The organism is Streptomyces sp. NPDC050617, assembly GCF_040654795.1.
Classification (GTDB): domain Bacteria; phylum Actinomycetota; class Actinomycetes; order Streptomycetales; family Streptomycetaceae; genus Streptomyces.
The window spans coordinates 262554-288506 of record NZ_JBFAIS010000001.1 but is presented as its reverse complement, the minus strand read 5'-3'; the positions used below and the strand labels follow the sequence as shown (position 1 = coordinate 288506).

The window sequence follows — 25953 nt, the reverse complement described above, 5'->3', positions numbered from 1 at the left end:
ATCTCGATGTCGAGATAACTCTAGTACATCGCCCCGCCCGGGTCATGTGCTGCCCGCCTTCCCGACCCACCGAAGGTCGAACCATCACGAAGCACCCTCATCGTGATCGATGAGGGACATATCCGACGCCAGTGCGCGGGCGGTGTCGGCGAAGTACTGCTCGTCGGCGCCAGGGGCGAGGCCGAAGGGGACGCCCTGGGTGAGGCCGACGAACAGCGCCCTGAGGGCGGTGGTCAGGCGTTGCGCCTGATGCGACGTCACGGCCCTTCCGTTGTGCAGCCTTCCGGTGAACAGCGCGACCAGGTGACTCTCCTGCGACCGGACTGACGTGGCGAGCTGGGACCCCAGCTCCGGGTCGTGCAGGGCCATGTCCAGCAAGGTGATCTGGAGCGACAGGCTAGACAGCGCGTCCGGGGCGTCGCTGCTGCGCCGGTAGTGCCGGGCGAAGGCGTCGACCGCTTCCAGCAGGTCTAGCCCAGGGGGGATCACCTGCTCGATCTCCTCGTAGTACGGCCGCAGGTAGTCGGCGACCAGGGCGACCACCAGGCCGTTCTTGCTCCCGAACAGGGAGTAGATGGCGCCGGTGGTCAGGCCGGCGCGTTCGGCGATCTCCTCCAGCCTCGCCCGGTACCCGTCTCGGGAAACGACCTGGAACGCCGCGTCCAGCAACGCCCGGCGGTTCCGCTCCTTGGCTTCCGCCCTCGTCATTCTCATAATCTCATTATTGCCGTAATCTCATTATGAAACCAGTCCGGACCAGCCTCAAGGAGGACGTTCATGACCCAGGTCGTGGCACCGCGGATGACCCGACAGGCAGTGGGAGCCATCACCGATGGCGTCTTCAAGGTGCTGCTCGCCGCCGTCTACATCGCCGGCGCCGCCCCGCTCGGCCGGCTGCTCGGCACGCCGGTCTGGCTGATGGTCGTCTCGGGCGTGGCCCTGCTGATCGGCGGCGGCATCGAGATCAGGTACATACACAGACGGTCGCTGCGCACGTACACCCAGTTCATGATCGCTTACGACAGCGGCTGGGTGCTGGCGACCCTGGCCGGCCTCCTGATGGCCTGGCAGGGCAGCAGCGCCGGGGGTGAGGTGTGGATGGCGTACCAGTGTGCCGCTCCCCTCGCGTTCGCCGCGCTGCTGATCGCCGCGGCCCCGACGCAGACGGCCCGGACGCAGACGGCATCGACACAGGCGGCCTCGACACAGGCGGCCTCGACGCAGACAGTCCCGGCGCAGGCGGCCTCGAAAGCTCAGGCGGAGGACGTCGCCCGTTGACGGTGAGGGCGACCGTCGCCGACCGTCGCCGCCCGGCGTCGGTGTCCTGTCCGCCGGGGCCCGCGAAAACCCGTTGGCGGGCCGCGGCGGCCACTGCTACTTTTCCGGCAGCCGTGCCGGAGAACGAGGAGGTGGTACCCGTGAACGCAGTATCGACATGGGTGCTCCCCTCCGGGGTCACGGTCGGGCGACAGGTCGTCCGGGAGCGCCATCTGTGAGCCCTCCCGAAAGGCACGACCATGCGATTCACCTCCGAGCGACGCCTCGAAGACGGCGTCCTCGAACGCGAATTCACCCTCGGCGAGATCCCCGGCATCCTGTGGACGCCCTCCTTCATATCCGCGGCCGCATCCGCGTCTGAACCAGCGCGGCTGATCCTGCTCAGCCCCCCTCCCCTCGGACTGCGCAAGGCGTACCCGCGGCTGGCGGCCCGAGCCCGGCACTCCGCGGCGGACGGCTTCGCCACGGCCGCCATCGAACTCCCCGGAAGCGGCGACCGGCCCCGCTCGCCCGCCGCCGAGCAGGCCCTCGCCGACATGCGCCGGGCGCTGGAGGCCGGCGAGCCCGTCGGCGGCGAGATCATCGACGCCCTCATCCTCCCCCTGGTCGACCAGGCGGTCCCCGAATGGCAGGCCGCCCTGGACGCCCTCCTCGCGCTGCCCGGGATCGGCGGCCCGGTCGGCTACTCGGGAGGCGTGATCTCCATCGGGGTCCGGCTGGCGGTGGTCGAGCCGCGCGTCTCGGCCGCCGTGCTGTTCGCCGGGAGTTTCATCCCCCGCGCCATAGTCGAGGAGGCCCGCCGAGTCACCATCCCCCTGCACGTCCTGTTGCAGTGGGACGACGAGGGCAACGACCGGCAGGCCGCCCTGGACCTGTTCGACGCCTTCGGCTCCGAGGAGAAGACCCTGCACGCCAACATGGGCGGGCACACCGGCGTCCCTCAGCACGCCGGGGACGCCGCGGCCCGGTTCTTCGCCCGGCACCTGAGGTGAGACCGGTCCGGCAGGCAGGCGCGTCGCAGCCGGTAGGCGGCGGTCGCAGCCGGTAGGCGGGGGACGGTACGGACAGCAGGAGGTCCCCTTCCCCCTCGTATTCTGGCCGTGTGCCGGTGAATTCAGGGGGCGGGGACCCGCGACCGCGTGGTGTGCGGTGGCGGGAGGCAGCGGTCACGGCGGCGGCGTTCGCGCTCTGCCTGCTCGCCGGCACGGTGCGGGACGACGGCGCCACGATCGGGGCGCCGCCCGCCGCCGCCTACCTCCTCGCCGTGGCGACCTGCGCCGTACTGCCCGTACGGCACCGGGCTCCCCTGGCCGCCATGGCCGTCACGACCGCGGGCGGGCTGCTGGCGCCGTTGGCCGGTCTGCTGCTGAGCCCGCCCCTCGTAGCGCCCGCCGTGATCACCGCCTACTCGCTCGCCGTACGCACCGAGTGGCGGCGCGCGGCGGGCGCGGTGGCGCTCGCCGCCGCGACGCTGCTGGTCGCCACCACCCCGTTCTTCGACGCCCTTTCGTGGCGGGACGCCAGCAGGATGGCGGCGGTGGCGGCGTTCCCGCTGATGGCGGGCGTACTCGGCAACTCGGTGCGGAACCGGCGCGCCTATCTGGCGGCCATGGAGGAGCGGGCCCGGCGGGCCGAGGAGAGCCGGGAGGGCGAGGCGCGCCGGAGGGTGGCCGAGGAGCGGGTGCGCATCGCCCGCGAACTCCACGACCTCGTGGCCCATCAGATCACCCTGGCCAACGCGCAGGCCACGGTCGCCGCCCACTTCTTCGACGCCCGCCCGGAGCAGACCCGCAAGAGCCTGCACGAACTCATCGAGACCACCGGCAGCGCGCTCGACGAACTGCGGGCCACGGTCGGGCTGCTGCGGCAGACCGGGGACGCGGATGAGGACGGGGATACGGGTGCGCCCGCCGAACCCGCGCCTGGACTCTCCCGGCTGCCCGCCCTCCTCGCGTCCTTCCGCCGCGCGGGGCTGGAGGTGTCGGTGCGCCAGGAGGGCACGGCCAGGCCCCTGCCGCCGGGCACGGACCTCACCGCCTACCGCATCGTCCAGGAGGCTCTGACCAACGTGACCAAACATGCCGGCGCCGGGAGCGCCCGGGTGCGCCTCGTCTGGGGCGGAGAGTCCGTGACCGTCAGCATCGCGGATGACGGTGGGGACGCTCGTACGGCGCCGAGTACGTACGCGGGACCGGACCGTACGCCCGGTTACGGGCTGATCGGGATGCGTGAACGCGCCACGGCGGTCGGGGGACGCCTCTCCGCGGGCCGACGCGCGGAGGGCGGCTTCCTCGTCTCCGCCGAGCTGCCGACGGCGCGGACGGCCGCCGGACCGGCGGACGGCGGACCGGCGAACGACGGACCGGCGAACGACGGACCAGCGGACGGCGGACCGGCAGACGGCGGAGAGCGGATCGGTGGTGTGTCGTGACAGTCCGGGTGCTTCTCGCCGACGATCAGGCGCTGCTGCGCGACGCCTTCCGCCTCCTGCTCGACTCCGCCGACGACATCACCGTGGTCGGCGAGGCCGCCGACGGACGGGAGGCGGTACGGCTCACCCGGCAGCTGCGCCCGGACGTGGTGATCATGGACATCCGGATGCCCGAGGCGGACGGGCTCACCGCCACCTCGGAGATCTGCGCGGACCCGGAACTGCGCGCCAGCCGCATCCTGATCCTCACCACGTACGAGACCGACGAGTACGTCGCCCAGGCGCTGCGCGCGGGGGCCGGGGGCTTCATCGGCAAGGGCATCGGGGCCGAGGACCTGCTGAACGCCGTACGGACGATCGCCGACGGCGACACCCTCCTCTCCCCCGCCGCGACCCGCTCCCTGGTCGCCCGCTTCCTGGCCACGCCGAACGACGACGCCGCCCCGGCGCACCGCGCCGAACAGCTCGCCGTGCTCACGCCGCGCGAACGCGAGATGGTGGCCCTGGTCGCGACCGGTCTGTCCAATCAGGAGATCGCCGACCGGATGTTCCTCAGCCCCTTCACCGTCCGCGCCCACGTGCAGCGCGCCATGACGAAGCTGGAGGCCCGCGACCGGGCGCAGCTCGTCGTCATCGCCTACCGGACGGGCCTGGTGTCGGCGTCGGGGTGAATCGGCGGGGCGGCGGGACGGGCTCGGGCAGCGCGAGAGCCGTGTACGCCGGGCGCACCGGCGCGGACGGCATGGTGACGAGACCGCGCAGCCTGGCGTTGCGCCGCTCCAGCGCCTCTTGCGTGGTAGGGAAGAGGCCGGCCGCGCCGTCGTCGACCAGCGCCTGGTTCACGGCCACGAATTCGCGCATGCCGCGCTCGTAGGCGGCAAAGGCTTTTCCGATGTGGCCTTCGGCGTCGTGCCGATCCCGGTGCGCCGCCAGGGAATTGGCGAGCATATAGGCGCCGACCAGGGCCAGACTCGTACCTTGTCCGGTGAGGAACGAGGGCGCGTACGCGGCGTCGCCTACGAGCGCGACGCGGCCCTTGGACCAATGGGGCATGCGGATCTGGCCGGCCGTGTCGAAGAACGCGTCATCCGCGACGCGCATGGCGTCGACCATGCCGGGGACCTCCCATCCCGCGCCCGCGAAACCCTCGGCGAAAAGGTCTCGCTGCGCATCGGGATCACGGAGAGCTTCGATGGGCGGCGTTTTCGAGCGATGGAAGTTCAGAAAGGCGTGGAGTTCGTCGCCGTTCTCGCCCGCGTCCCCGACCGCGTAGAGGGCGGCTGCTTTCCCCGGTGCGTTCCACAGGATGGCCTCGCGGGAGAGCCCGAAGGTGTTCGGCATGGTGAATATGGCGAAGCAGTAGCCGAGGTAGCGGTGGAATCGCTCCTCGGGGCCGAACACGGACCGCCGGGTCTGCGAGTGCATGCCGTCGGCGCCGACGACCAGGTCGAACGTGCGCTGCCGCCCGCCGCGGAACGTGACATCGACCCCGTGCCCGTCCTGGTCGAGGGTGTCGATGGAGTCGCCGAACAGGAATTCCACGTCGTCGCGGACCAGCCCGTACAGAGCCGCGGTCAGATCCCCGCGGCGTACTTCGAGATCCTGCCCTTCGACTCCGCCGACGACGGCGCTCGGGGCAACCGAGGCGAATGTCCCGCCGTCGGCGTCGAGGAATGTCATGCGGCGCGAGTCGATGTGCGCGTCCCGCAGGCGCGGCAGTATTCCCATGCGCCGGACGGCCTCCGTCGCGGTACCGCGAATATCGACCGGATAGCCGCCGTCGCGCAGCGCGTCCGCCTTCTCCACGACGGTGACCGCGAATCCGGACCGGCGCAGCCAGTACGCGAGGGCGGGCCCGGCGATGCTGGCCCCGGATATCAGGACTTCGCGCTTCGCGGCCGTAAGCGGGCCCGCCGTCGAACCTATGGGAGTCATGCCGGGGTTCCCTTCTTCGTCTGCGTCACGTGCGTGGTGTGCGTCTCAGGCGTCTTATGCGTCATGCGGACGACGAGGAGTGACAGTGCGGCGACGACTCCGGTGAGGGCGAAACCTATGACGAAGGCCGATTCGGTCGGCCTGCCCGTCGTCGGGTCGGCCCCGGCGGCGAGGATCGCGCCGCCGGCCTGGGCGCCGATGGCGACGCCGATCACGCGTGTCACCACGAGCAGGCTGGTGGCGATGCCGGTGTCCTTGGCGTCGACGGCGGTGGCGACGCCGGCGAGCAGCGCCGTGGTGCCGACGCCCGCGGCGAACGCGGTCAGCACCTTCGCGAGGGCGAGCTGCCAGGCCGCGGTGTGCACCGACGCCAGGACGAGCATCGTGGCCGCGGTGACGAGGGTGCCCGCGACGACCACGGCCCGCGGGCCGAACCGCCGCGCTGCCAACCCGCCGACGGAATCGCTCACGGCCCCGGCGAGGGCGCCGGGCAGCAGGAACAGTCCGATGTCGGTGGTGCCGGCCCCGAAGCCGTATCCGTCCGCCGAGAGCGAGAACAGCTGCGGGAGCAGGAAGATCATCATTCCGAGGCCGGTGGTGATGACGAGGGTGAGCACGCACGCGTGCCACATCGCGGGCCGCGCCAGCATGCGCAGATCGACCATCGGCGAGGCCGCCCGGCGCTCGACGGCGACCCACGCGGTGGCGAGGGCGGCCACGGCCACCGTGACGGCGCCGATCGCCAGCGGCGGCAGGCCGCCGTTCGAGACCGTCACGAGCCCGACCATGAACACGAGCAGCGTGCCGCTCAGCAGCACCACGCCGGGCCAGTCGATCGGGTCGGTCCGGCCCCTCCTGACGCTCCGGCCGCTCCCATCACTCTTGTCGCTCTCGTCGCTACCGTCGTTCCCCTCGCTCCCACCGTACGAGGGGACCGGCGGATCGTGCGGCATCAGCCGGGTCACGGCCAGCGTCGCCGCCATGACCACGACCGTCGGCAGCGCGAACATCCAGTGCCAGGACAGCCCTTCCGCGATCGGCCCGGCGACCGCCGTACCCACCATGCCGCCGCCGGTGAACAGCGCGACGACCACCCCGATCGCCACCTGCGACCGCCCTGCCGGCAGGTGCTTCCGCACGAGGATGAAGGAGAGGGGCAGCGCGCCCACCATGACGCCCTGAAGTACCTGGCCGAGCAGCAGCACCGGCAGATTCGGCGCCAGCCCGGCCAGCAGCCCGCCGGCCGAGACCAGGGCCATCAGCCAGGCCAGTACCCGCTTGCCGCCGTAGCGGTCGCCGAGTTTTCCCGCGATGGGCGCGGCGACCGCCCCGGTGATGAGCAACGTGTTGCCGACCAGCGCCCCTTCGGAGGGGCTGATCCCCAACTCGCGCTGGAGCAGCGGGAGCGCGGGCTCCACCACTGACTGCAGGGTGCCGAGGGCGAGCGCCAAGGCGCCGAGGGCGCCGATCGGGAGCCGCCCGATGCGGGCAGGGGAGATCACGGCTTCGGACATGGACGTCCTTGTCGGTGTCGGGAGAGAGGGAGAAGCGCGGGATTCGCGCGCCTCCCACATTTCCCGCCCGCGCCGCTCCCGGCATCGTCCTCAGCCGCCGTCTTCGCCTGGTGCGCCCGCACCAGGCGCTCGCCTGCCCTGGTGCGGGCGCACTACCGGTCGCGGCGGGCCGCGGGCGGTGCCGCGACGGCCTCCAGGTCGTCGAGGAGCCGGGTCGCCGCCGCCGTGAGTTCGCCCAGTGAGGCGGTGACGGGGCCGCCGTGCGGGTCGGTGTGGTGGGAGGCGAGGCGGCGGCTCGCGTCGTGGGCTTCCTCCCAGGCGCGTACGGCCCGTTCCTCGTCGGCGTCCGCCGCTTTGAAGCGGTCCGCGTCGACCGCGCACACCTCGCCGGCCGACCGCAGCAGTGCGGCCAGCGCGCCGAGTGCCGTCTCGGGAGGGGCGGCGAAGCGGGGGCGTTCCCGAACGGTTTCGGCCAGTGAGCGCATCACCGCCGAGAGGTGACCGGCCACCCGCTCCCAGCGGAAGTCGCCGCCGCCCGCCGGGGGGTGGGGCGCCGAGCGGCGCAGCCGGCGGCCGGGGTTGAGGCGGCGGCTCTCGTCGGAACGGCGGCGGGCCGATTCGAGTTCGGCCACCGTCGTGCCGAGCCGCAGCGCCCGCGCGTACCAGTCCTCGGCCGCCGCCGAGTCGTATCCGTTCTCGATGCCGTCCGCCGCGTCGCGCAGCAGGTCCGCGCAGTCCGACGGCACGCGGGCGCGCAGTTGGCGCACTCCGCCCGTGTGCACGGGCGGCAGGACGAGCGCGTTGACCAGGACGCCGACGACCGCCCCGAGCAGTGTCTCCAGGAGCCGGTGCACGATCTCCATGGGTCCGTACGAACCGTAGGTGAGGACGAACAGCGCGGCGGTCGGCGCGTACCAGCCCTGTTCCCCGAACCGGGAGTACTGGCCGATGAGCACCGTGATCGGCAGCGCGATGGCCATCGCGGCCAGTACGTCGTGGGTGAGCGTCGCCGCCGCGGCGGCGATCACGGTGCCCGTCGCGACGACGGCGAACTGCTGCGTCGCCGACCACACCGAGCGGTAGACCGTGCTCTGGACGAGGAGGACGGCGGTCCACGGCGCGAGCAGCGCCATCGGCGCGTTCCACCACCAGCCCGCGAGCGCCCACGCCGCCAGTGCCGCCGCGGCGGCCTTGAGCGCCTGTACGGCCGTATCGCGTTCCGGGCCCGCGGATGTCGCGGCCCGGCGGATGGAACGCGCTATGCCGCGGGCCTCGCCGGCGAGCGCGCTCCTGAGCCTGTCGGGCATGTGGCGGCCTCCTGAGTCGGGGCGGTGCGAGTTCCCGGCCGACCTCGCGTCATGCCAGTACGGCCTCGTGTCCGTACGGCTCCGTGTCCGTACCGCTTCGTGTCCGTACGGCTTCGTGTCCGTACCGCTTCGTGTCCGTACGGCTCCGCGTCCGTGCCGCTTCGTGTCCGTGCCGCTTCGTGTCATGTCCGTACGGGCCGCGGGCCGCGGGCCGCACCGGGCGGCCGCCTGCGGCGACTTTACACACACCGGGGGCATTTGGGGTGTTTTGCTCGGGCCGGGGAAGCGGTCGGCAAAAGCCGTCCCATGAGGCTATTTTCAGCCAAGATTAGGTTAGGCTAACCTTTGCCCCGTGAAGGTCGGTGAAGAACTCCCCCAGGCCGCGCGTACCCGCGGCCACACCCTCTCCGCCACGGGCGTCACCGTGGCGTACGACGGTGTCGACGTCGTGCACGAGGCGTCCCTCGAACTGTCGCCCGGACAGGTGACCGTGCTCGTCGGGCCGAACGGCAGCGGGAAGTCGACGCTGCTGCGGACCGCCGCGCGGCTCCAGCGGGCGCGCAGCGCGGCGCTGACGCTCGACGAGGGAACGGACTGCTTCGCGCTGACGCCCCGCGAGTTCTCGCGGCGCGTGGCGCTGCTGCCCCAAGGACGGCCGACGCCCAGCGGGCTGACCGTCCGGGACGTCGTGGAGTTCGGGCGGTATCCGCACCGCGGGCGCTGGGGCCGGTCCGACCCCGGCGGGCGCGCGGCCGTGGACCGGGCCCTCGGCATGACCGGCGTCGCCGACCTGGCCGAGCGGGGCGCCGAGCACCTCTCCGGCGGCCAGCTCCAGCGGGTGTGGCTCGCGGGCTGCCTCGCGCAGGAGACCGGCGTGCTGCTGCTGGACGAGCCGACGACCTACCTCGACCTGCGGTACCAGGTGGAACTGCTCGACCTGATACGGGACCTGGCGGACGAACACGGGATCGCCGTCGGCGTCGTCCTGCACGACCTCGACCAGGCGGCGGCCGTCGCCGACCGGATCGTGCTGCTCGGGCAGGGCCGCGTCATCGCGGACGGCGGGCCCGAGGACGTACTCACCCCGGAGCGGCTCACGGACACGTACGGCATCCGGATCGAGGTCTCGACCGATCCGCTGACGGGGCGGCTGCGCACCCGCGCGATCGGCCGCTACCACACGCGCCGGGCGGCGGACGGCGACGACGACACGGCGCGAGGCGACGACACCACCGCCCCGGCCGACGGCGCTTCGCAAGACGACGGCACCGCCCCGGCCGACGGCGTCCCGGCCCAGGACAGCGGCGCCCCATCGCGCCCGGACGGCGTCCCGGCTCAGGACAGCGGCGTCCCGGCCCGGGCCGGCGCCCCCACCACGTAAGACAGCAAGCAGAACGCGCGCCCCGCGCACAGTGAAAGGCTCAGTGCCACCCCATGAGACGACTCCTCCTCACCGCGGCCGCGGCAGCCGCCGCCGCGCTCACCCTCAGCGCGTGCGGTACGACCGAGCCCGCTGCGGACCAGTCCAAGAAGTCCGATGACGGGCACATCACCCTCACCGGCGCGTCCGGCACGAAGGTAGAGCTGGACCGGCCCGCGAAGAAGGTCGTCGGGACCGAGTGGAACGTCGTGGAGCACCTGGTCTCGCTGGGCGTGCAGCCGGCCGGCGTCGCGGACGTCAAGGGGTACAAGACCTGGGACAAGGCCGCGCCGCTGAAGAACGATCCGAAGGACATCGGCACGCGCGGCGAGCCGAGCATGGACACCGTCGCGGCCCTCGCGCCCGACCTCATCGTCGCCACCGACGGCCTGCCCAAGGCCGCCCTCGCGCAGCTCCGGAAGATCGCCCCCGTGCTGGACGTGAAGTCCGCCGACGGGTCCGACCCGATCGGGCAGATGACCAGGAACCTGGACCTCATCGCCCAGGCCACGGGCGCCACGGAGCAGGCCGGCAAGCTCAAGAAGGGCTTCGAGGCGAAGCTTGAGGAGGGCCGGCAGGCGTTGGAGAAGTCCGGACACAAGGGCACGAAGTTCGCCTTCGCGGACGGGTATGTGAACGGCAGCCAGGTCAGCATCCGCCCGTACCTCAGCGGCTCGCTGATCGGCGCGGTGAACGACAAGCTCGGGCTGAAGAACCCCTGGAAGCTCAAGGGCGACCCGGCCTACGGGCTCGGCTCCACCGACGTCGAGGGGCTGACCAAGCTCGACAAGGACACGGAGTTCGGGTACATCGGCAACGACGACGACAAGACCAGCTCGCCGTTCTCCGGGGCCCTCGCCGACAACGCGGTGTGGAAGTCGCTGCCGTTCGTGAAGGCGGGCAAGACGCACCGGCTGCCCGACGGCGTGTGGATGTTCGGCGGCACCGGGTCGATGGAGTCGTACGTCGACTCCGTCGTCGCCGCGCTGAAGAAGTGATGACGAGGCGCGCGTAAAGATCATGGCCGTCACCACCACCGCTCCCCCCGCCCCTCCCGCGCCCACCGCGGCCGCGGCCTCCCGGACGGGCGGCGCGGTCGGGGTGACGGCCGCGCTCGTCCTGCTGGTGGCCGTCCTCGCGGTCGTCGACATCGCCCAGGGCACCGCCGCCGTCGGCGCGGCCGAGGTGTGGAAGGCGTTCACCGGCCAGGCCGACCCGGCGGACGCGTCCGTCGTCGTCGCCTCCCGGCTGCCGCGCATGGCCGCCGGGCTCTTCGTCGGCGCGGCGCTCGGCATGTCGGGCGCCGCCCTCCAGGCCGTCAGCCGCAACGTCCTCGCCTCGCCCGACACCCTGGCCGTCAACGCCGGCTCCTACTTCTCGCTCGGGCTGGTCGCCGCGACCGGCGTCTCGCTGCCGGTGTTCGCGTCCTCCGGCGTCGCCTTCGTCGGCGGTCTGGCCGCCGCTGCCCTCGTCCTCGGGCTGTCCGGCCTGGGCACCGGGACCGTACGGCTGGTGCTCGCGGGCAGCGCCCTGACCCTCGGCCTCGCCTCCGTCACGGGAGGGTTGCTGCTGCTCTTCCCCGAGCAGACGGAGGGGCTGTACGCGTGGAACCAGGGCAGCATCGCGCAGAACGGCTTCGGCAGCGTGCTGTGGATGGTGCCGCTCGCCGTCGCCGCCCTCGCCGGGCTGCTGCTGATCGCCCGCCGGGTCGACGCCCTCGCGCTCGGCGACGACGCCGCGCGGGGCCTCGGCGTGCCCGTACGGGCCACCCGCGTGACCACCGTCGTGCTGTCCGCGCTGCTCTCCGCCGCCGCCGTCACCCTCGCCGGACCGATCGGCTTCGTCGGCCTGTGCGCCCCGGCCCTCGTACGCCTGCTCGCGCGCCGCTACCGCGGATTCGCCCGAGTCCGTACGAGCGTGACGCTGTCCGCTCTGGCCGGCGCGGCCCTCGTGCTCGGCTCGGACGTCGCGCTGCGGGCCATGGTGTCGGCGGACACGTCGGTAGCCGTGCCGACCGGCGTGGTGACGAGCCTGGTCGGCGCCGCCTTCCTGGTGGTGCTGGCGACCAGGGGCCGGGACACCGGCGCCGCCGCACCGCCCGACCGGCTGCGCATCCGCAGCCGGACCGTCTTCCTGACCGCGACCGCCGTGCTGGTGGCGGCGCTCGTCGCGCTGGCCGTCGGCTCCGTGCTGCTCGGCGACTCCAAGCTGCTGCTCGGCGACGTCGTGAACTGGACGCAGGGCAGGGCCGGCCGGGCCGTCTCCTTCGTCCTCGACACGCGGGTGCCGCGGGTGCTCGCCGCGGTCCTCGCGGGCGCGGCCCTCGCCCTGGCGGGCACCCTCGTCCAGGCCGTGACCCGCAACCCGCTCGCCGAACCGGGCGTCCTGGGCGTCTCCGGCGGCGCGGCGCTGGGGGCGGTGATCCTGGTGACGACCGTGCCGCAGGCCGGGCCGGCGGGGCTCGCCGGCGCGGCCTTCGCGGGCGCCGCCCTCGCCTCGGCGCTCGTCTTCGGGCTGTCCGCGCGCGGCGGCTTCCGGCAGAACCGCCTGGTCCTGGTCGGCATGGGCGTCTCCACCGCAAGCGCCGCCCTGATCAGCCTGTTCATCGTCCTCACCGACCCGTTCAACGCCACCAAGGCGCTGACCTGGCTGTCCGGCTCGACGTACGGGCGCACGATGCCCGACCTGCTGCCGCTCGCGATCGTCCTGGCGGCGGCCGTCGCCGTGGCGGTCGTACGGCGCACCGAACTCGACCTCGTCTCGCTCGACGAGGACACCCCGAAGCTGCTGGGTCTGGGGCTGTCCCGGTCGCGCCTCGGCTTCCTGACGCTGGCGGTGCTGCTGAGCGCGGCGGCCGTCGCGTGCGCCGGGACCATCTCCTTCGTCGGCCTGGTCGCCCCGCACGCCGCGCGCGCCCTGGTGGGCCGCCGGCACGTACGGGTGGTGCCGGTGGCGGTGCTGCTGGGCGCGGTGCTGGTGGGGCTGGCGGACATGCTGGGGCGGACGGTGATCGCTCCGGCGCAGCTCGGCGCGGGGCTGCTCACGGCCGTCATCGGGACGCCGTATTTCCTCTGGCTGCTGGTACGGACTCGGGCGGCGGGGCGATAGGGGCGGGGCGATGGGGGCGGGGCGATAGAGGGCTGAGCTGTCGACGGTGGGACGGCAGGCGGCGCGGGGCCGGGAGTCGGACCGGATACCGGGCCGGATGCCGGATGGGGACCGGATGGGGACCGGATGGGTGCCGTTGACAGGCTTCCGGGGCCACGGGAGCCTGTTCGGGTATCGATTCATTCCGTCATTTCGTTATCGGAAGGCTTGTCATGAGCCCCATGAATCGCGAATTCCCTTCCATCAGCGTTCCCCGCTCCCCCAACGCGTCGTCCGAACGGACGATGGAGGGTGTTTTCACCAAGCTCTACGACAACAACACCTGGAATCTCTACCTCGCGGGCGAGAGCCGCGCCGGGCAGGGCGGGGGCGGCGAAGAAGGGGACACGTCGCGTTCGGGCAACGGCTCGAACCTGGCGCAGACCGCCACGCTCCGCACCGAGCTCCCCGGCCTGCTCGCGCGGCTCGGCGTCCGTACGCTGCTCGACATCCCGTGCGGGGACTTCTACTGGATGTCCCGGCTGGACCTCGGAATCGACGCCTATATCGGCGCCGACCTCGTCCCCGAAGTCGTCGAGCGGAACACCCGCGATTTCGCGGGGCCGGGCCGTGAATTCCGCGTCCTCGACATCACCCGGAGTCCGCTTCCGCGGGTCGATCTGGTCTTCTCACGGGATTGCCTGGTGCACTTCGGCGACGCCGCCGTGCGGGCCGCGTTGGAGAACGTCAAGCGCAGCGGCGCCACGTATCTCGCCGCGACCACCTTCACGGGCCGGACCGAGAACGCCCCCGATATCGAGACGGGCGGCTGGCGCTCGCTCAATCTCTGCCTCGCGCCGTTCTCCCTCCCCGCCCCGAGCCATGTCATCAACGAGAACTGCTCGGAGGTATACGTGGCGCGGGAAGGCGATACGGGCGTGCGGTACGGCTTCACCGACAAGTCGATCGGCGTCTGGCGCGTGGCCGACCTGTAGGCGCAACGGCTGTAGGCGCAACGGTTGCGGGCGCAGCGGTTGCAGGCGCAGCGGTTGCGGGCGCAGGCCCGTAACCACAGCACAGGTCAGAGGCGGTCGCCGGCAGCCTCGTCGGGCAGGCCGCCGAACGCGTCCACGATCTTCCAGGCGTCGCGGCACATGGACTGATGACGCCGCTCGCCGAGCGCGTCCTGGATCCGCCGCTCCACGGCGGCGGCCCGGCGATCGGCGTCCTCCCAGACGCGGCGTCCCTGCTCGGTCAGCTCGACGAGCAGGATGCGCTTGTGGACCGGGTGGCGGCGGCGGTGCACATGGCCCGCCTTGAGCAGCGCGGTCACGTTCTGCGCCACGGTCTGGGGGCGCATCCCGACGTCGCGGGCGAGGTCGGCGGCGGACATCGGGCCGTACACGGCGAGCCGGTAGAGCGTGCCGAACTGGGCCATGGTGAGACACAACGGCTTGAGCTCGTCGTCGAGGGCCTTCAGCAGGGTTCTGTTCACCTGCCACAGGGCGTATTCGAGCCGCTCCTCGTGCGCATCGCCGACCGGTTCGACGCGCGACGGCGTTCGGGGCATCGCTGGTTCCACCTCTCGTGCTCGCCCAAGTCTGGCATGCCCGGTGCGCGGGCCCAGAGTTTGACCGGCAGAAGATGACAGGTCTACTGTCAACTTAACAGTAAGCCTGTCACAACATCAGGAGCACTTCCATGTCAACTGCCGAGCCCCGCCCGACCTTCCTCCTCGTCCACGGCGCCTGGCACCGGCCCACCTGCTGGGAGCCGCTCCAGGCCGCCCTCGCCGCCGAGGGGTGGCAGTCCCGCACGGTGACCCTGCCGAGCGGCGGCCCGCAGCCCACGCCCTCCGCGGGCATGTACGCCGACGCCGAAGAGGTCTCCGCGCAGCTGCGGCGGATACCGGGCCCCGTGGTCGTCGTCGGCCACTCCTACGGCGGCTTCCCGGTCACGCAGGCCGCCGGGGACCACCCGAACGTCACGCGCCTCGTCTACCTCGCCGCGTACGTGCCCGAGGAGGGCGAGTACACCCGCGGCATGCACGGCGCCCCGCAGACCGACGACCTGGAAGGCTCCGTTCCCGGCTTCGAAGACGCCCGGGGCCTGCTGTACCAGGACCTGACCGACGAGCAGGCCGAGCTCGCCATCGGCCGGCTCGTCGAGCAGAGCAAGCGGTCGTTCCACGAGCCGATCACCCAGGCGGCGTGGCGGACCGTGCCCTCCACGTACGTGCTCTGCGAGCAGGACCGGGCGCTCAAGCCCGCGATGCAGGAGAAGATGGCCGCGCGCACCGGGCGCGTCGAGCGCATCGCCAGGAGCCACTCCCCCTTCCTGTCCGCGCCCGCCGAACTGGCGGCCCTCCTCGGCAGCATCGCGTCGACTCAGGACTGACCGGACAGCTCGTCAACTTCTTTCCATTGAGAGGTTGTTGAACGGGCCGGGAGGCGCCGTCACATCGGCAACGACAGCAGCCGCACCGGTCCGCCCGGCCACACCGCGTCCTCCCGAAGGGGCAGCCACATCGAGCGGAGCGGCATGACGATCGGCCCGTCGGGCTGTTCGATCCGCACGTCGTCCTTCAGCAGCCGCCACCCCAGCCGCTCGTAGACCGGGACGCGGTCCGGCCGGCAGAAGAGGAACCCGTACTCCAGGCCCCGCCCGCGCCCGTGCTCCACCGCGGACGCCACGACGGTACGGGCCAGCCCGCGCCCCCGCTGTCCGGGCGCGACGATGACGCTGCCGACCCCCGTGGCCCGGAACCGGGCGCCGCCCACCGACAGTGGCACGGGCACGTACCCCGCGTGCGCCACCAGGCGGCCGTCGAGCCGGACGCCGAAGTGCTCCTGCGTGGGCCGCCAGACCAAGCCGGACCCCTCGACCTCGAAGGGATCGTGGTCGTCCCCCCTGATCTCGTCGAACTCGCTCGACGTGTACCGCGCCAGCCGCGTGACGGCCGGCGGTTCGCTCATCGGATTCCGGTCCATCCCCGCATGATGGCGTCGCCCGGCCGGGCGCGGCACCCTTCGTCCTCGTCCCGTCTGGGGGAAATCCCCCGGGCGGAGTTGGTGGTCAGCCGCGTTCCGGGGCGGCCCGCCGGTGCCTAGCGTGACATTCCACGAGCGCATGCCCGTACGTACGGGAGCACATACCCACGCGCTCCAGGGAGTTGTGATGATCGAGATCCGTAATCTCACCAAACGCTACGGCGCGACGGTCGCCGTCGACACGCTGAGTTTCGATGTGCGGCCGGGCAGCGTGACCGGTTTCCTCGGCGCGAACGGGTCGGGCAAGTCCACGACGATGCGCCTGGTCACGGGGCTGGACGCGCCGGACGCCGGGCACGCGCGGATCGGCGGGCGGGCCTACCGGGAGCTGCGCCGACCGCTGCGCGAGGTGGGGGCGCTGCTGGAGGCGCGTACGTTCCATCCGGGGCGCAGCGCCTACCGCCATCTGGCGGCGCTGGCGGCGGGCAACTCCATCCCGCGCCGCCGGGTCGACGAGGTGCTGGCCACCGTCGGGCTGAGCGCCGTCGCGCGGCGGCGGGCGGGCACGTTCTCGCTCGGCATGGCGCAGCGGCTCGGCATCGCGACGGCGCTGCTGGGCGACCCGGCCGTGCTCCTCTTCGACGAACCGGTCAACGGGCTGGACCCGGCGGGGGTGCGCTGGATAAGGGAGTTGATGCGGTCGCTGGCGGCGGAAGGGCGCACGGTGCTGCTGTCGAGCCATCTGATCGGTGAAATGGAGCTGACCGCGGACCACTTGGTAGTGATCGGCCAGGGGCGGCTGCTCGCCGACACCTCGGTTGCCGAACTGACCTCGGGGGGCGGAACGTTGGAGGAGGCGTTCTTCCGGCTGACCAGTGGGAGCGTCGAGTACCGCGGTATCGGCACCAGCACAAGCACCGGCACCGGCGCCGCGCCTCGCGACGAGTGGAAGGAGTGGACGGCATGACCGTGGCGGCAGCGGGCCTCCCCCGCGTTCCGAGGGCCGGGCAGCACGCCTTCCGGGACGCGGTCCGGATGGAGTGGATCAAACTCGGCAGCCTCCGTTCGTCCGTATGGGCGCTGGTCGGCGTCGTCGTCGGCATGATCGGCATCGGCGTCGCCACGATGGCCAACACCAAGCCGCCCAGCGCGGCCAAGGCCGCGGCCTTCGACCCCACGAACAACGTGCTCGCGGGGATCGCGCTGGGGCAGCTGGTCGTGGGCACGATCGGCGTGCTCGTCGTGACCGGCGAGTACTCGTCGGGTTCCATCCGGTCCACCCTGGCGGCGGTGCCGCACCGGCGGCGGCTGCTGGCCGCCAAGGCGACGGTGATCGGCGGGCTCACGCTGGTCGTGGGCGAGGTCATCACCTTCGTCACCTTCTTCGCGGGCCGGGCGGCGCTGTCCGACTCGGTGCCGCACCCCGCGCTCGACCAGCCCGGCGTCGTACAGGCGCTGCTGCTCTCCGGCCTGTACCTGTCGCTGATCGCGGTGATCGGGGTGGGGCTCGGCGCGGCCATCCGGCACACGGCGGCGGCGGTCGCCGCGCAGGTCGCGCTGATCTTCGTCGTCCCGGCGGTCCTCGCCGGCTTCACGGGCACCACGGTCGCCAAGTTCCTGCCGTCGATCATCGCCTCCAGCTCCCTCGCCGTGGCCAAACCCGACCCCGACACGCTCCATCCCTGGGTGGGCTTCGCCGTGCTCTGGCTGTACGTCGCCGCCGCGCTCGTCATCGGCGACCGGGTGCTGACGCGGCGAGACGCCTGATTGGATGTCAGACCGGGGCGCGGCGCGCGTACATGGCACACCGCACGTACGGGATCCGGCGCGCGTACGGGATCCGGCGCGCGTACGGGACCCGGCGCGCGTACGGGACCCGGCGCGCGTACGGGACCCGGCGCGCGTACGGGACCCGGCGCGCGTACGGGACCCGGCGCGCGTACGGGCTGCTGGGCTCGTACGGACAGCTGTGCTCGTACGGGCTTCAGCGGGCGTACGCGCACTGCTCCGCGACCCGTTCGCGCACCGCCGGACATGGGCGGAACTCGCCTACTGCGCAGTGGGGTTGCCCCTCGGGCTGGCCGGTTTCGCGTTCATCGCCATGCTGCTCGCACTGGGCGTTGTCCTGACGCTCCCTCTGGTCGGCGCACTCGTCGGTGTGTTGGTGCTGGCGGCGGACGCGGCGCTCGCCCGGGCTCTCGGCAAGGTCCACCGCGCACTGGCGGCCGGGCTGCTCGGCGAGCGCGTCACCGCGCCGACGCCCTTCCGCTCCCGCGCGGGCGGGGTGCTGGGCCGGCTGGACGCCCGGCTGCGGGACGGCGACGGCTGGCGGGCCGTGGCGTACGTCCTGGTGAAGCTGCCGGTGGCGGCCTTCGGCATGTCCTACGCCATCTGCTGGTGGCTCTTCTCGCTGCTCGACGTCGTCTTCCCGCTGTACTGGATGGCGGGGGCCATGGGCCCGATGGACGTGCTGCCGCCGGTGCCGGGGGGCCAGTTGCACGTCAGCTCCTACCCGGGCGCGCTCGGCGCGCTGGCCGTCGGGGCGGGCGGGGTGCTGGTCGCCCCGTGGCTGACGCGGGCCGTGGTCGCGGCAGATCTCCGGCTGCTGCGCGCCCTGCTGGGGCCGGGCCGGCTGGACCAGCGGGTCCGCGACCTGGAGGAGACGCGGGCGCTGGCGGTGGACGACGCGGCGGCCACGCTCCGGCGGCTGGAACGCGATCTGCACGACGGGGCGCAGGTGCGGCTCGTGGCGCTGGCGATGAGCCTCGACATGGCGAAGGAGAAGCTGGGCGAGGCGGGTCCGCCGCCGGACGCGGACGGCGCCCGGCGGCTGGTGGACACCGCGCACCGCAACGCCGCCGCGGCCCTCACCGAGCTGCGCGACCTCTCCCGCGGCCTCCACCCGCCCGTGCTGGACGACGGCCTGCCCGACGCGCTGGCCGGCCTCGCGGCCCGGAGCGCGGTGCCGGTGGCGCTGACGGTGGACGTGCCCGTACGCCCCACCGCGGCGATCGAGGCCATCGCCTACTTCTGCGCCGCCGAGCTCCTGACGAACGCCGCCAAGCACAGCGCCGCCCGGAACATCGCGATCGAGGCCGTACAGCGCGACGGCGCGCTCCGGCTCCGCGTCGCCGACGACGGCCGCGGCGGCGCGCGCCCGGCGGCGGGCGGCGGACTGGCGGGGCTGGCGCAGCGCGTACGCACGGTGGACGGGACGTTCACGGTCGCGAGCCCGGCGGGCGGCCCGACGGAGGTGACCGTGGTCCTGCCCCGACACGCTTGAATTCCCCGAGGCGGCCACGCCTGGGAGAAGCCTCCGAAAGGATGGGAGCATGCGGCCATGCGCGTCGTGATCGCGGAAGACGCCCCCGTATTGCGGGAGTTGCTCACTCAGCTGCTGGCGGACCGCGGCCATGAGGTGTGCGCCTCGGTCGCCGACGCCGGGGCGCTGCGCGCGGCGGTGGCCGAACACCGTCCGGACGCGACGGTGGTGGACATCAGGATGCCGCCGACCCACACGGACGAGGGACTGCGGGCCGCCATCGACATCCGCGCCGCGCACCCCGGCACGGGGGTGCTGCTCTTCTCGCAGTACATCGAGACGCGGTACGCCACCCGGCTGCTCGCGGCGGGCTCGGCGGGCGTCGGCTATCTGCTCAAGGACCGAGTCGCGAACGTGGCCGAGTTCACCGACGCGCTGGCGCGTGTGGCCGCGGGCGGCACCGCCCTCGATCCGGAGGTCGTCACCCAACTGGCCGCCGGCAACCGGCGGTCCGAGGATCTGGCCGCTCTCACCCAGCGCGAGCGCGAGGTGCTCTCCCTGATGGCCGAGGGCCGTTCGAACGCGGGGATCGCGCAGTCGCTCGTGGTGACGCCGGGGACGGTGGAGAAGCATGTGGCCGCGATTTTCGGGAAGTTGGGGCTTCCGGCGGCGGAGGAGCAGAACCGCCGGGTGCTGGCGGTGATCCGTTACTTGGGATCGTAGGGGCGTGAGGGCCGGCACCCGGCGGGCCGGGGCTGCGGCAGCGCCTGAGCAGCGTCGGGGCGGCCCTCACCCAGGAGCGAGCCCGGCCCGTACCAGCGCCAGGATCTCGTCGTCGGCGAGCCCGAGCTCCCGCGCCTGGGCCACCAGCTCCCGCGCCCCCTCGACGAGGCGGGCGCGGGAGGGGGAGGCGCCGGCGGTGATGACGGCTCCCCGGCCGCGGCGCAGCTCCAACAGCCCCTCGTCACGCAGGCGTTGGTAGCCGCGCAGCACGGTGTGGACGTTGACGCCGAGGGAGCGGGCCAGTTCGCGGGCGGCGGGCAGGCGTTCGCCCGTACGCACCGTGCCGTCGGCGATGGCGCCGCGGACGCACCCGGCGATCTGGTCGCCGAGCGGGAGCGGGGAGCTCGGGTCGACGCGGAAGAGCATGTCAGCTCCCACTACTGCCGGGGCCCGAGGGGGCGGGCCGACGGTCGATGAGGGTGTTGAGGAGCCCGGCGGCGGTGCCGGCGTCGTCGGTGGTGACGACGAATTCGCTGCCGGTGGTGAGCCGCAGGCTGATGGCTTCGCCGGAGCGCAGTACGACGCCGCTGCGGCCGGGCCGCACCCGGTACCCCCAGCCGCCGAAGTCCTTGAAGATGCGGATGTCGCAGGCGCGCGCCTCCTCGATGCGGCTGAGCGGTATGCGTATGCGCGGGAGGGGGACGACGCGCGGGGCGAGGCGGAGGCCGTCCTGGTCGACGGTGACGCGGACGGTGCCGAACAGCGCGGCGGTGAGGCCGAGCAGGAGCGGCGGGACGCCCGGCCACACCCCGACGGTGAGCATGAGGACGATTCCGGCGCAGGCGGCCGCGGCGCCGAGGAGGGCCAGGAAGAGGGAGCCGATCGTGCGGGTCCAGGCGGCGCGCTCGCCGGCGGCGAGTCCGAGCCGTACGGGCTCGGGTGCGGCGGCCTCACCCGTCGCGGGGCGGGTGGTCGAGGGCACGAGTCTGGTGATGAACCAGCCGATCGCCGCCGCGACGGCCGCGACGCCGAGGGCGACGGCGACCTGCCACGCCGGGAATCTCACGTCCGCCGCGTCGGGAACGTCCACGCCGGCGTAAATGAGCGCGGCGAAGAGGTAGCCGACGAGGGCGGCGACGGAGTAGCCGATGGCCATGAAGGCGCTCCGGGCGCGGACCGGGGCGCTGGAGAGGAGGTGGAAGGAGGCGAAGACGGCTCCGAGGACCGGCTGCATGATGAGCGGAACCCAGAGGAACGCACCCAATGAGGTGAATCCGTCGGGCCTGCCGCCGGAGCCGAAGTGGGTGGCCATGGGGTCGGGGAGCCGGGGGCGCAACGGGATGTACAGGGCGACCACGACCAGGGCTCCGACCAGGAAGGGCAGGGCCGCGAGGGCGACTGCCCAGGGCTTGCGGTGCGTGACGGCCGGTGCCGGAGTGCGCGAACCAGACATATGAACCTCCCGTTGTTCTCCCTGTTGTTTGCATAGTAGTAGAACAACCGTCGATTAGGCGGGAATCTCATATCTGAGATACCGTCTGCCGCATGACAGACGCGTACCTCGCCCGCATCGGCAAGCTCATCCGCGACGCCCGACAGCACCGGGGATGGACCCAGACGCACCTCGCGGAGGCTCTGGGCACCAGCCAGAGCGCGGTCAATCGCATCGAGCGCGGCAACCAGAACATCAGCCTTGAGATGATCGCCCGAATCGGTGAAGCGCTCGACAGTGAAATCGTCTCGCTCGGGTACGCGGGACCCATGCATCTGCGCGTAGTCGGCGGGCGCCGGCTCTCGGGCTCCATCGACGTGAAGACGAGCAAGAACGCGTGCGTGGCGCTGCTCTGCGCGACGCTGCTCAACGCGGGCCGCACGACGCTGCGCCGGGTGGCCCGGATCGAGGAGGTCTACCGGATTCTGGAGGTGCTCGGCTCCATCGGCGTACGGGCCCGCTGGATCAACGACGGCAACGACCTGGAGATCGTGCCGCCGGCCGAACTGGACCTCGCCGCCATGGACACCGAGGCGGCCCGCCGGACCCGCAGCGTCATCATGTTCCTCGGCCCGCTGCTGCACCGGCTGGACCGGTTCAAGATCCCGTACGCGGGCGGCTGCGACCTCGGCACCCGGACCGTGCAGCCGCACATGACGGCGCTGCGCCACTTCGGCCTGGAGGTGACGGCGACGGACGGCACGTACCACGCGGAGGTCGACCGGTCCGTGGCCCCCACCCGCGCCATCGTGCTGACCGAGCGCGGCGACACGGTGACGGAGAACGCGCTGCTGGCCGCCGCCCGGCACGAGGGCGTCACCGTCATCCGCAACGCCAGCTCAAACTACATGGTCCAGGACCTCTGCTTCTTCCTGGAGGAACTGGGCGTACGGGTGGAGGGCGTCGGCACCACGACGCTGACCGTGCACGGCGTGCGCCACATCGACCGCGATGTGGACTACGCGCCGTCGGAGGACCCGGTGGAGGCGATGAGCCTGCTGGCGGCGGCCGTGGTGACGGAGTCGGAGCTGACAATCCGTCGGGTTCCGGTGGAGTTCCTGGAGATCGAGCTCGCGGTCCTGGAGGAGATGGGCCTCGACCACGAGCGCACCCCGGAGTACCCGGCCGACAACGGCCGCACCCGGCTCATCGACCTGACCGTACGCCCGTCGAAGCTCCGCGCCCCGATCGACAAGATCCACCCGATGCCGTTCCCGGGCCTGAACATCGACAACGTCCCCTTCTTCGCGGCCATCGCCGCCGCGGCCCAGGGCCAGACCCTCATCCACGACTGGGTCTACGACAACCGCGCCATCTACCTCACCGACCTCACCCGCCTCGGCGCCGACGTCAAACTCCTCGACCCCCACCGCGTACTGGTGGAAGGCCCCACCCGCTGGCGCTCCGCCGAAATGATGTGCCCGCCCGCCCTGCGCCCCGCCGTCGTCGTCCTCCTCGCCATGATGGCCGCCGAGGGCACCTCCGTCCTGCGCAACGTGTACGTCATCAACCGCGGCTACGAGGACCTGGCCGAGCGCCTCAACTCGATCGGCGCCCAGATCGAGACGTTCCGGGACATCTGAGGGAGGCGGGCCGCCGCACCTAACCTGACCTGCACGCATGCGGGCCGGGAGGGGGCGCGTCGGCACCTCTGGGACTCCTCTGGGACTTCGGGCCAGGATCGGGCAGTTCCCGGCCGCCCCGGCTACAACTATGCAAAGACCGCGTCGATGGCGACGCTGCCCCGTGCCCCCGCGCGCGGCAGAAAGTGCGCGTACTTCCGGAGCGTGAAACCAGGGTCCGAGTGACCGAGCCACCGGGCCAGAGAGACGACCGACTCGCCCGCCTCCAACTCCTGGTGAGCCGGTCCGGAGATTCGTGTGCAGTAGCGGCAGATGCGGTCGATGATCTGGTCGGCGGTCTTGGCCCATGTGAACGGCCGGAAGTCTGCTGCCGCGTGACGTCGTGAGCATGCCCCGATCACCATGCCGGTAGCGGTGTTGAGTGCCGCGAACAGGTCCACGGCGCCGTGCCGGACGTAGTCGAAACTGCGTCGTTCCGGCGTGCCGGGGATCATCGGCAGTACCGGCGCGGTCCGCTCCAGGGTCTGTATCCCGGGCTTCTCGTCCACGCAGAAGACCGCTGCTTTCGCCGGCGGGGCAGGTAGAGCCCCACCACATCGCGGATCTTGTCGATCAGCAGCGGATCGGGACTCGTCGCACAGTCCCTCCGGCCGGCGGACGAGGAAACGCGCCCGCCACGTGCTCACCCCCAGGGGGGCAGCGACCGCGGTATTGCTGCGGCCCTCGGCACATGCCAGCACGATCTGAGCCCGCTTGGCCAGGCCCTGCGCGGTCGAACGACGCGTCGCCCAACCGCGCAGGATCTCGATCTCGTCCTTCGTCAGCTCCAGCGGCTGCAGCTTGGTCCCCATGCCCCCAGCACACCGCTGCAAACCACTCTGCCCGACGGGCTTCAGATTTGTGGTCGCTTACATAACCTCGAACGACGCGCTTGCGATCGCAGCAAGCACGCTGACTTGCACTGGCCCTTCCGTTCGAAACCAAACCAACGCCGGGAGTGACGACGAGCGAATCAGTTCGAGATTCAGCCCTTCAGGCCAGGACGAATTGCTCGGTTCCAGTAGCGTTGCAGCTACCTGATCGAGCGGCGCGTCACCAGGACCCGGAGGCCGCTCGATCGAGCAAAAGTAGACGTCCCGAAATGCGAGCGTCACATCCGGCTTCTCGGGACCCCAGCGAAGACCGATCTCCAGCGCATCGATGTCATCGATGCGCTCTAGTGAGAGACGATCCAGAAAATACCCCTGGCAACCTGAGGCGACTTCAAGGAATGTCTGCAGTGAACTCACCGAATCACCATCTCCCCAGTTGAATGCTCCTGCGTAATCTGGCCATCCGGACCATACCTCTGACGGTAGTTCTTCTGGTTCGGACCAGCATCAATCGAGGGCCCAAGTCTCATCACCTCGCCGTTCGGCCTGATCCAGACCTGACTACCGTCAGGGTGGTCGTAACAGCGGTATCCACCCTTGGTCTCCGACGTGAACGAGAAGCCTTGACCAAATATGCCCTGCTCGGCTTCGCCCAGAGTCTTCCCGTGAAGGTTGGATACACCAGTGATACCACAAGATCCATTGCTATTGTGAACGAGGACTGGAGTCCTGCCCGCCAGCACATAGTACGTGTGAGTTTCGTCAACGGTGAGATTGTAGACGTTGCGACTCTCGGTCCATGCCCGGGTAGCAATGACCTCTCGCGGCTCGCCAAGTCAGAAATGGACTGACCCGCCATCTCGTGAGCTCCCTCGAGCCCATCGACAGGAAACCCAGCGTGTCTAAGAATATCCGTTTCTTCCTCACTCGACTTGGAGTCACCCCCGTCACCGTTGCCGTCTTGTTTGACGGCTTCTTCGCGGCGCTTGCGTTCCTGCTCGCGCTCGTATTCCTCGGCCTTCTTGGCTGCCTCGTCAGCTTCATGGGCATATTTGTCGGCGTTTTTTGCTGCTTCTTCCGCCGACTTGGCGTGTGTTTCGGCGGATTCGGCGAGCTTGCCGGCGTCGGTGGCGTCCTTCTGTGCCTGGGTTGCGGCGCCCTGGGCGACGGTGGCTTCGTGTTCGGCGAGGTCGGCAGCACTGTTGGCGGCGGAGGCGTGCTGGTCGGCTTCGGCCGCTGCGCCGCGGGCGCGTGCTGCTTCGGCTTCGGCTTGGTTGGCGGCGTCGCGGGCGTAGGCAGGCACGGCCGACGACGGGCCGTGCCGAGAGTCGAGAGAAGATCGCTCCAGCCGGAGCACGACGGTTCTGTAAGCCGTAGAGGGCATGGACGGGTGAGCATCGAGCCCCCACCGAGTCCATCGGTACCGGCGCGACGGCGAAAGCATCGGAGGCAGCAACTCATTGGCGACGCCAAGATGCGGACCATATACGGACCAACGCTCCCCAGCAGCGAACGCAGCCGCCGTCGCAGCAGGGCAACACCACAATGAGCCCTGTACCACAACGAATCTGTTGGGCGCCTCGTAGCTGAGCGCGACTGCTGGGCACGGCAAAATCCTCGACGATCTCGCCCCCATCGAGCCAACCATCAAGCCGCCTGACCAGCCACTCAGCATGGCCCCGCGATCGCCTGAAGTCGCTTCGCCACCAGACGTACGTTCACCGCCGGATGTGCACGTTACTCAAAGCAGCTGCCTGCCAGTTCGAGGCCGCCCCGCTTCGCATAGTTGGCGACGCGCCGCCACTCCGCGATCTCGCCGCAATTGAGGTCGGCAATCCGGACCCATCCCTCAGCAACGAGCCCCTCGATCAGCTCCTACGCCGTCGCTCGCCAGGCTCGCGCGACGGGACGCTCGCTGTTATAGGGCGTCCACTCATGGTCGGGGCTCACCGTCTTCGCTTGTCTCCCCCGGTACATCTGAGGGGTGCGGGACTGGAGGCCGCTTCGCGAGTTCGCGAGTCCCTTGCCCCTTGTCGCTGAACCGTGACGCGGCTGTAGC

Annotated in this window: 22 protein-coding genes and 3 pseudogenes; 14 read left to right on the top strand and 11 right to left on the bottom strand. The window is 71.5% G+C overall.

What is annotated here, in order from left to right; genetic code table 11:
* Positions 1-84 precede the first annotated feature (84 nt).
* Entirely contained in the window at positions 85-708 is a 624-nt protein-coding gene (locus AB0I49_RS01225; RefSeq protein ID WP_363224629.1) for a TetR/AcrR family transcriptional regulator, read from the bottom strand.
* 93 nt (positions 709-801) lie between these two features.
* Here AB0I49_RS01225 and AB0I49_RS01220 point away from each other — a divergent pair.
* The 4 genes and pseudogenes from AB0I49_RS01220 to AB0I49_RS01205 form a co-directional block, all read left to right on the top strand.
* Positions 802-1164 (top strand): annotated as a pseudogene (locus AB0I49_RS01220) (hypothetical protein); the annotation flags it as partial.
* Positions 1165-1517: 353 nt separating this feature from the next.
* A complete protein-coding gene (locus AB0I49_RS01215) occupies positions 1518-2270 on the top strand; it encodes an alpha/beta hydrolase (protein ID WP_363224628.1) in 753 nt (250 codons plus the stop codon).
* A 110-nt stretch (positions 2271-2380) separates the two neighbouring features.
* The gene (locus tag AB0I49_RS01210) at positions 2381-3709 is read left to right on the top strand and encodes a sensor histidine kinase (RefSeq protein WP_363224627.1); all 1329 of its coding nucleotides are present in this window, start codon (positions 2381-2383) and stop codon (positions 3707-3709) included.
* The gene (locus AB0I49_RS01205) at positions 3706-4380 is read left to right on the top strand and encodes a response regulator transcription factor (RefSeq protein ID WP_363224625.1); all 675 of its coding nucleotides are present in this window, start codon (positions 3706-3708) and stop codon (positions 4378-4380) included. The genes AB0I49_RS01210 and AB0I49_RS01205 overlap by 4 nt, the downstream gene beginning before the upstream one ends.
* Here the strand turns inward: AB0I49_RS01205 and AB0I49_RS01200 are convergent.
* From AB0I49_RS01200 to AB0I49_RS01190, 3 genes are all read right to left on the bottom strand, one after another.
* Entirely contained in the window at positions 4340-5644 is a 1305-nt protein-coding gene (locus tag AB0I49_RS01200) for an FAD-dependent monooxygenase (protein WP_363224624.1), read from the bottom strand. The genes AB0I49_RS01205 and AB0I49_RS01200 overlap by 41 nt on opposite strands.
* Positions 5641-7158 carry an MFS transporter gene (locus tag AB0I49_RS01195; RefSeq protein ID WP_363224623.1) on the bottom strand — a complete coding sequence of 506 codons (1518 nt, stop codon included), beginning with the start codon at positions 7156-7158 and terminating at the stop codon, positions 5641-5643. The genes AB0I49_RS01200 and AB0I49_RS01195 overlap by 4 nt, the downstream gene beginning before the upstream one ends.
* A gap of 152 nt (positions 7159-7310) precedes the next feature.
* Positions 7311-8465 carry an aromatic acid exporter family protein gene (locus AB0I49_RS01190; protein ID WP_363224622.1) on the bottom strand — a complete coding sequence of 385 codons (1155 nt, stop codon included), beginning with the start codon at positions 8463-8465 and terminating at the stop codon, positions 7311-7313.
* Positions 8466-8817: 352 nt separating this feature from the next.
* Here AB0I49_RS01190 and AB0I49_RS01185 point away from each other — a divergent pair.
* The 4 genes and pseudogenes from AB0I49_RS01185 to AB0I49_RS01170 all read left to right on the top strand — a co-directional run.
* Positions 8818-9651, top strand: a pseudogene (locus AB0I49_RS01185) (ABC transporter ATP-binding protein); the annotation flags it as partial.
* Between the two features lie 248 nt (positions 9652-9899).
* Complete coding sequence (locus tag AB0I49_RS01180; RefSeq protein ID WP_363224620.1) at positions 9900-10883, top strand: iron-siderophore ABC transporter substrate-binding protein; 984 nt, start codon at positions 9900-9902, stop codon at positions 10881-10883.
* Positions 10884-10905: 22 nt separating this feature from the next.
* Complete coding sequence (locus tag AB0I49_RS01175) at positions 10906-12993, top strand: iron ABC transporter permease (RefSeq protein WP_363224619.1); 2088 nt, start codon at positions 10906-10908, stop codon at positions 12991-12993.
* Between the two features lie 221 nt (positions 12994-13214).
* Positions 13215-13967: a class I SAM-dependent methyltransferase gene (locus AB0I49_RS01170; RefSeq protein WP_363224618.1), complete on the top strand. Its 753-nt coding sequence runs from the start codon at positions 13215-13217 to the stop codon at positions 13965-13967.
* Between the two features lie 86 nt (positions 13968-14053).
* On the opposite strand, the gene AB0I49_RS01165 is transcribed toward AB0I49_RS01170, so the two are convergent.
* Positions 14054-14542 carry a MarR family transcriptional regulator gene (locus AB0I49_RS01165; protein ID WP_363224617.1) on the bottom strand — a complete coding sequence of 163 codons (489 nt, stop codon included), beginning with the start codon at positions 14540-14542 and terminating at the stop codon, positions 14054-14056.
* Positions 14543-14673: 131 nt separating this feature from the next.
* Between AB0I49_RS01165 and AB0I49_RS01160 the strand changes: the two genes are divergently transcribed.
* The gene (locus tag AB0I49_RS01160; RefSeq protein WP_363224616.1) at positions 14674-15369 is read left to right on the top strand and encodes an alpha/beta hydrolase; all 696 of its coding nucleotides are present in this window, start codon (positions 14674-14676) and stop codon (positions 15367-15369) included.
* 59 nt (positions 15370-15428) lie between these two features.
* Here the strand turns inward: AB0I49_RS01160 and AB0I49_RS01155 are convergent, their stop codons facing one another.
* Positions 15429-15947, bottom strand: coding sequence for a GNAT family N-acetyltransferase (locus tag AB0I49_RS01155; protein WP_363224615.1), 519 nt, complete (start codon positions 15945-15947; stop codon positions 15429-15431).
* Positions 15948-16149: 202 nt separating this feature from the next.
* On the opposite strand from AB0I49_RS01155, the gene AB0I49_RS01150 reads away from it, so the two are divergent.
* From AB0I49_RS01150 to AB0I49_RS01135, 4 genes are read left to right on the top strand one after another with little or no spacing between them, the layout of a single operon-like run.
* Entirely contained in the window at positions 16150-16929 is a 780-nt protein-coding gene (locus tag AB0I49_RS01150; RefSeq protein ID WP_363224614.1) for an ATP-binding cassette domain-containing protein, read from the top strand.
* Positions 16926-17729 (top strand): ABC transporter permease, encoded by an 804-nt coding sequence (locus tag AB0I49_RS01145; RefSeq protein ID WP_363224613.1) that lies wholly within the window; start codon positions 16926-16928, stop codon positions 17727-17729. Before AB0I49_RS01150 ends, AB0I49_RS01145 begins: the two co-directional genes overlap by 4 nt.
* Before the next feature lie 4 nt (positions 17730-17733).
* Complete coding sequence (locus AB0I49_RS01140) at positions 17734-19245, top strand: sensor domain-containing protein (protein WP_363224612.1); 1512 nt, start codon at positions 17734-17736, stop codon at positions 19243-19245.
* Between the two features lie 57 nt (positions 19246-19302).
* Entirely contained in the window at positions 19303-19947 is a 645-nt protein-coding gene (locus tag AB0I49_RS01135; protein WP_363224611.1) for a response regulator transcription factor, read from the top strand.
* Between the two features lie 66 nt (positions 19948-20013).
* Here AB0I49_RS01135 and AB0I49_RS01130 read toward each other — a convergent pair whose 3' ends face one another.
* Together AB0I49_RS01130 and AB0I49_RS01125 are read right to left on the bottom strand one after the other, a co-directional pair.
* Positions 20014-20373 carry a GntR family transcriptional regulator gene (locus AB0I49_RS01130; RefSeq protein WP_363224610.1) on the bottom strand — a complete coding sequence of 120 codons (360 nt, stop codon included), beginning with the start codon at positions 20371-20373 and terminating at the stop codon, positions 20014-20016.
* 1 nt (position 20374) lies between these two features.
* Entirely contained in the window at positions 20375-21400 is a 1026-nt protein-coding gene (locus tag AB0I49_RS01125; protein ID WP_363224609.1) for a DUF1648 domain-containing protein, read from the bottom strand.
* Positions 21401-21492: 92 nt separating this feature from the next.
* On the opposite strand from AB0I49_RS01125, the gene AB0I49_RS01120 reads away from it, so the two are divergent.
* On the top strand, positions 21493-23022 hold the full coding sequence (locus tag AB0I49_RS01120; protein ID WP_363130918.1) for a UDP-N-acetylglucosamine 1-carboxyvinyltransferase: 1530 nt from the start codon (positions 21493-21495) through the stop codon (positions 23020-23022).
* 398 nt (positions 23023-23420) lie between these two features.
* Here the strand turns inward: AB0I49_RS01120 and AB0I49_RS01115 are convergent.
* From AB0I49_RS01115 to AB0I49_RS01105, 3 genes and pseudogenes are all read right to left on the bottom strand, one after another.
* Positions 23421-23647, bottom strand: a pseudogene (locus tag AB0I49_RS01115) (IS630 family transposase); the annotation flags it as partial.
* A gap of 283 nt (positions 23648-23930) precedes the next feature.
* Positions 23931-24311, bottom strand: a complete 381-nt coding sequence (locus AB0I49_RS01110) for a hypothetical protein (protein ID WP_363224608.1) — start codon at positions 24309-24311, stop codon at positions 23931-23933.
* Positions 24308-24709 (bottom strand): hypothetical protein, encoded by a 402-nt coding sequence (locus tag AB0I49_RS01105; RefSeq protein ID WP_363224954.1) that lies wholly within the window; start codon positions 24707-24709, stop codon positions 24308-24310. The genes AB0I49_RS01110 and AB0I49_RS01105 overlap by 4 nt, the downstream gene beginning before the upstream one ends.
* Positions 24710-25953 lie beyond the last annotated feature (1244 nt).

What these genes read in the sequence shown, in the direction of transcription:
- AB0I49_RS01125 (WP_363224609.1), bottom strand. Translation starts at nt 21,400, where the DNA reads ATGTCTGGTTCGCGCACTCCGGCACCGGCCGTCACGCACCGCAAGCCC.
- AB0I49_RS01120 (WP_363130918.1), top strand. Translation starts at nt 21,493, where the DNA reads ATGACAGACGCGTACCTCGCCCGCATCGGCAAGCTCATCCGCGACGCC.
- AB0I49_RS01225 (WP_363224629.1), bottom strand. Translation starts at nt 708, where the DNA reads ATGACGAGGGCGGAAGCCAAGGAGCGGAACCGCCGGGCGTTGCTGGAC.
- AB0I49_RS01190 (WP_363224622.1), bottom strand. Translation starts at nt 8,465, where the DNA reads ATGCCCGACAGGCTCAGGAGCGCGCTCGCCGGCGAGGCCCGCGGCATA.
- AB0I49_RS01195 (WP_363224623.1), bottom strand. Translation starts at nt 7,158, where the DNA reads ATGTCCGAAGCCGTGATCTCCCCTGCCCGCATCGGGCGGCTCCCGATC.
- AB0I49_RS01150 (WP_363224614.1), top strand. Translation starts at nt 16,150, where the DNA reads ATGATCGAGATCCGTAATCTCACCAAACGCTACGGCGCGACGGTCGCC.
- AB0I49_RS01170 (WP_363224618.1), top strand. Translation starts at nt 13,215, where the DNA reads ATGAATCGCGAATTCCCTTCCATCAGCGTTCCCCGCTCCCCCAACGCG.
- AB0I49_RS01140 (WP_363224612.1), top strand. Translation starts at nt 17,734, where the DNA reads ATGTCAGACCGGGGCGCGGCGCGCGTACATGGCACACCGCACGTACGG.
- AB0I49_RS01180 (WP_363224620.1), top strand. Translation starts at nt 9,900, where the DNA reads ATGAGACGACTCCTCCTCACCGCGGCCGCGGCAGCCGCCGCCGCGCTC.
- AB0I49_RS01145 (WP_363224613.1), top strand. Translation starts at nt 16,926, where the DNA reads ATGACCGTGGCGGCAGCGGGCCTCCCCCGCGTTCCGAGGGCCGGGCAG.
- AB0I49_RS01165 (WP_363224617.1), bottom strand. Translation starts at nt 14,542, where the DNA reads ATGCCCCGAACGCCGTCGCGCGTCGAACCGGTCGGCGATGCGCACGAG.
- AB0I49_RS01160 (WP_363224616.1), top strand. Translation starts at nt 14,674, where the DNA reads ATGTCAACTGCCGAGCCCCGCCCGACCTTCCTCCTCGTCCACGGCGCC.
- AB0I49_RS01135 (WP_363224611.1), top strand. Translation starts at nt 19,303, where the DNA reads ATGCGCGTCGTGATCGCGGAAGACGCCCCCGTATTGCGGGAGTTGCTC.
- AB0I49_RS01130 (WP_363224610.1), bottom strand. Translation starts at nt 20,373, where the DNA reads ATGCTCTTCCGCGTCGACCCGAGCTCCCCGCTCCCGCTCGGCGACCAG.
- AB0I49_RS01215 (WP_363224628.1), top strand. Translation starts at nt 1,518, where the DNA reads ATGCGATTCACCTCCGAGCGACGCCTCGAAGACGGCGTCCTCGAACGC.
- AB0I49_RS01155 (WP_363224615.1), bottom strand. Translation starts at nt 15,947, where the DNA reads ATGAGCGAACCGCCGGCCGTCACGCGGCTGGCGCGGTACACGTCGAGC.
- AB0I49_RS01200 (WP_363224624.1), bottom strand. Translation starts at nt 5,644, where the DNA reads ATGACTCCCATAGGTTCGACGGCGGGCCCGCTTACGGCCGCGAAGCGC.
- AB0I49_RS01175 (WP_363224619.1), top strand. Translation starts at nt 10,906, where the DNA reads ATGGCCGTCACCACCACCGCTCCCCCCGCCCCTCCCGCGCCCACCGCG.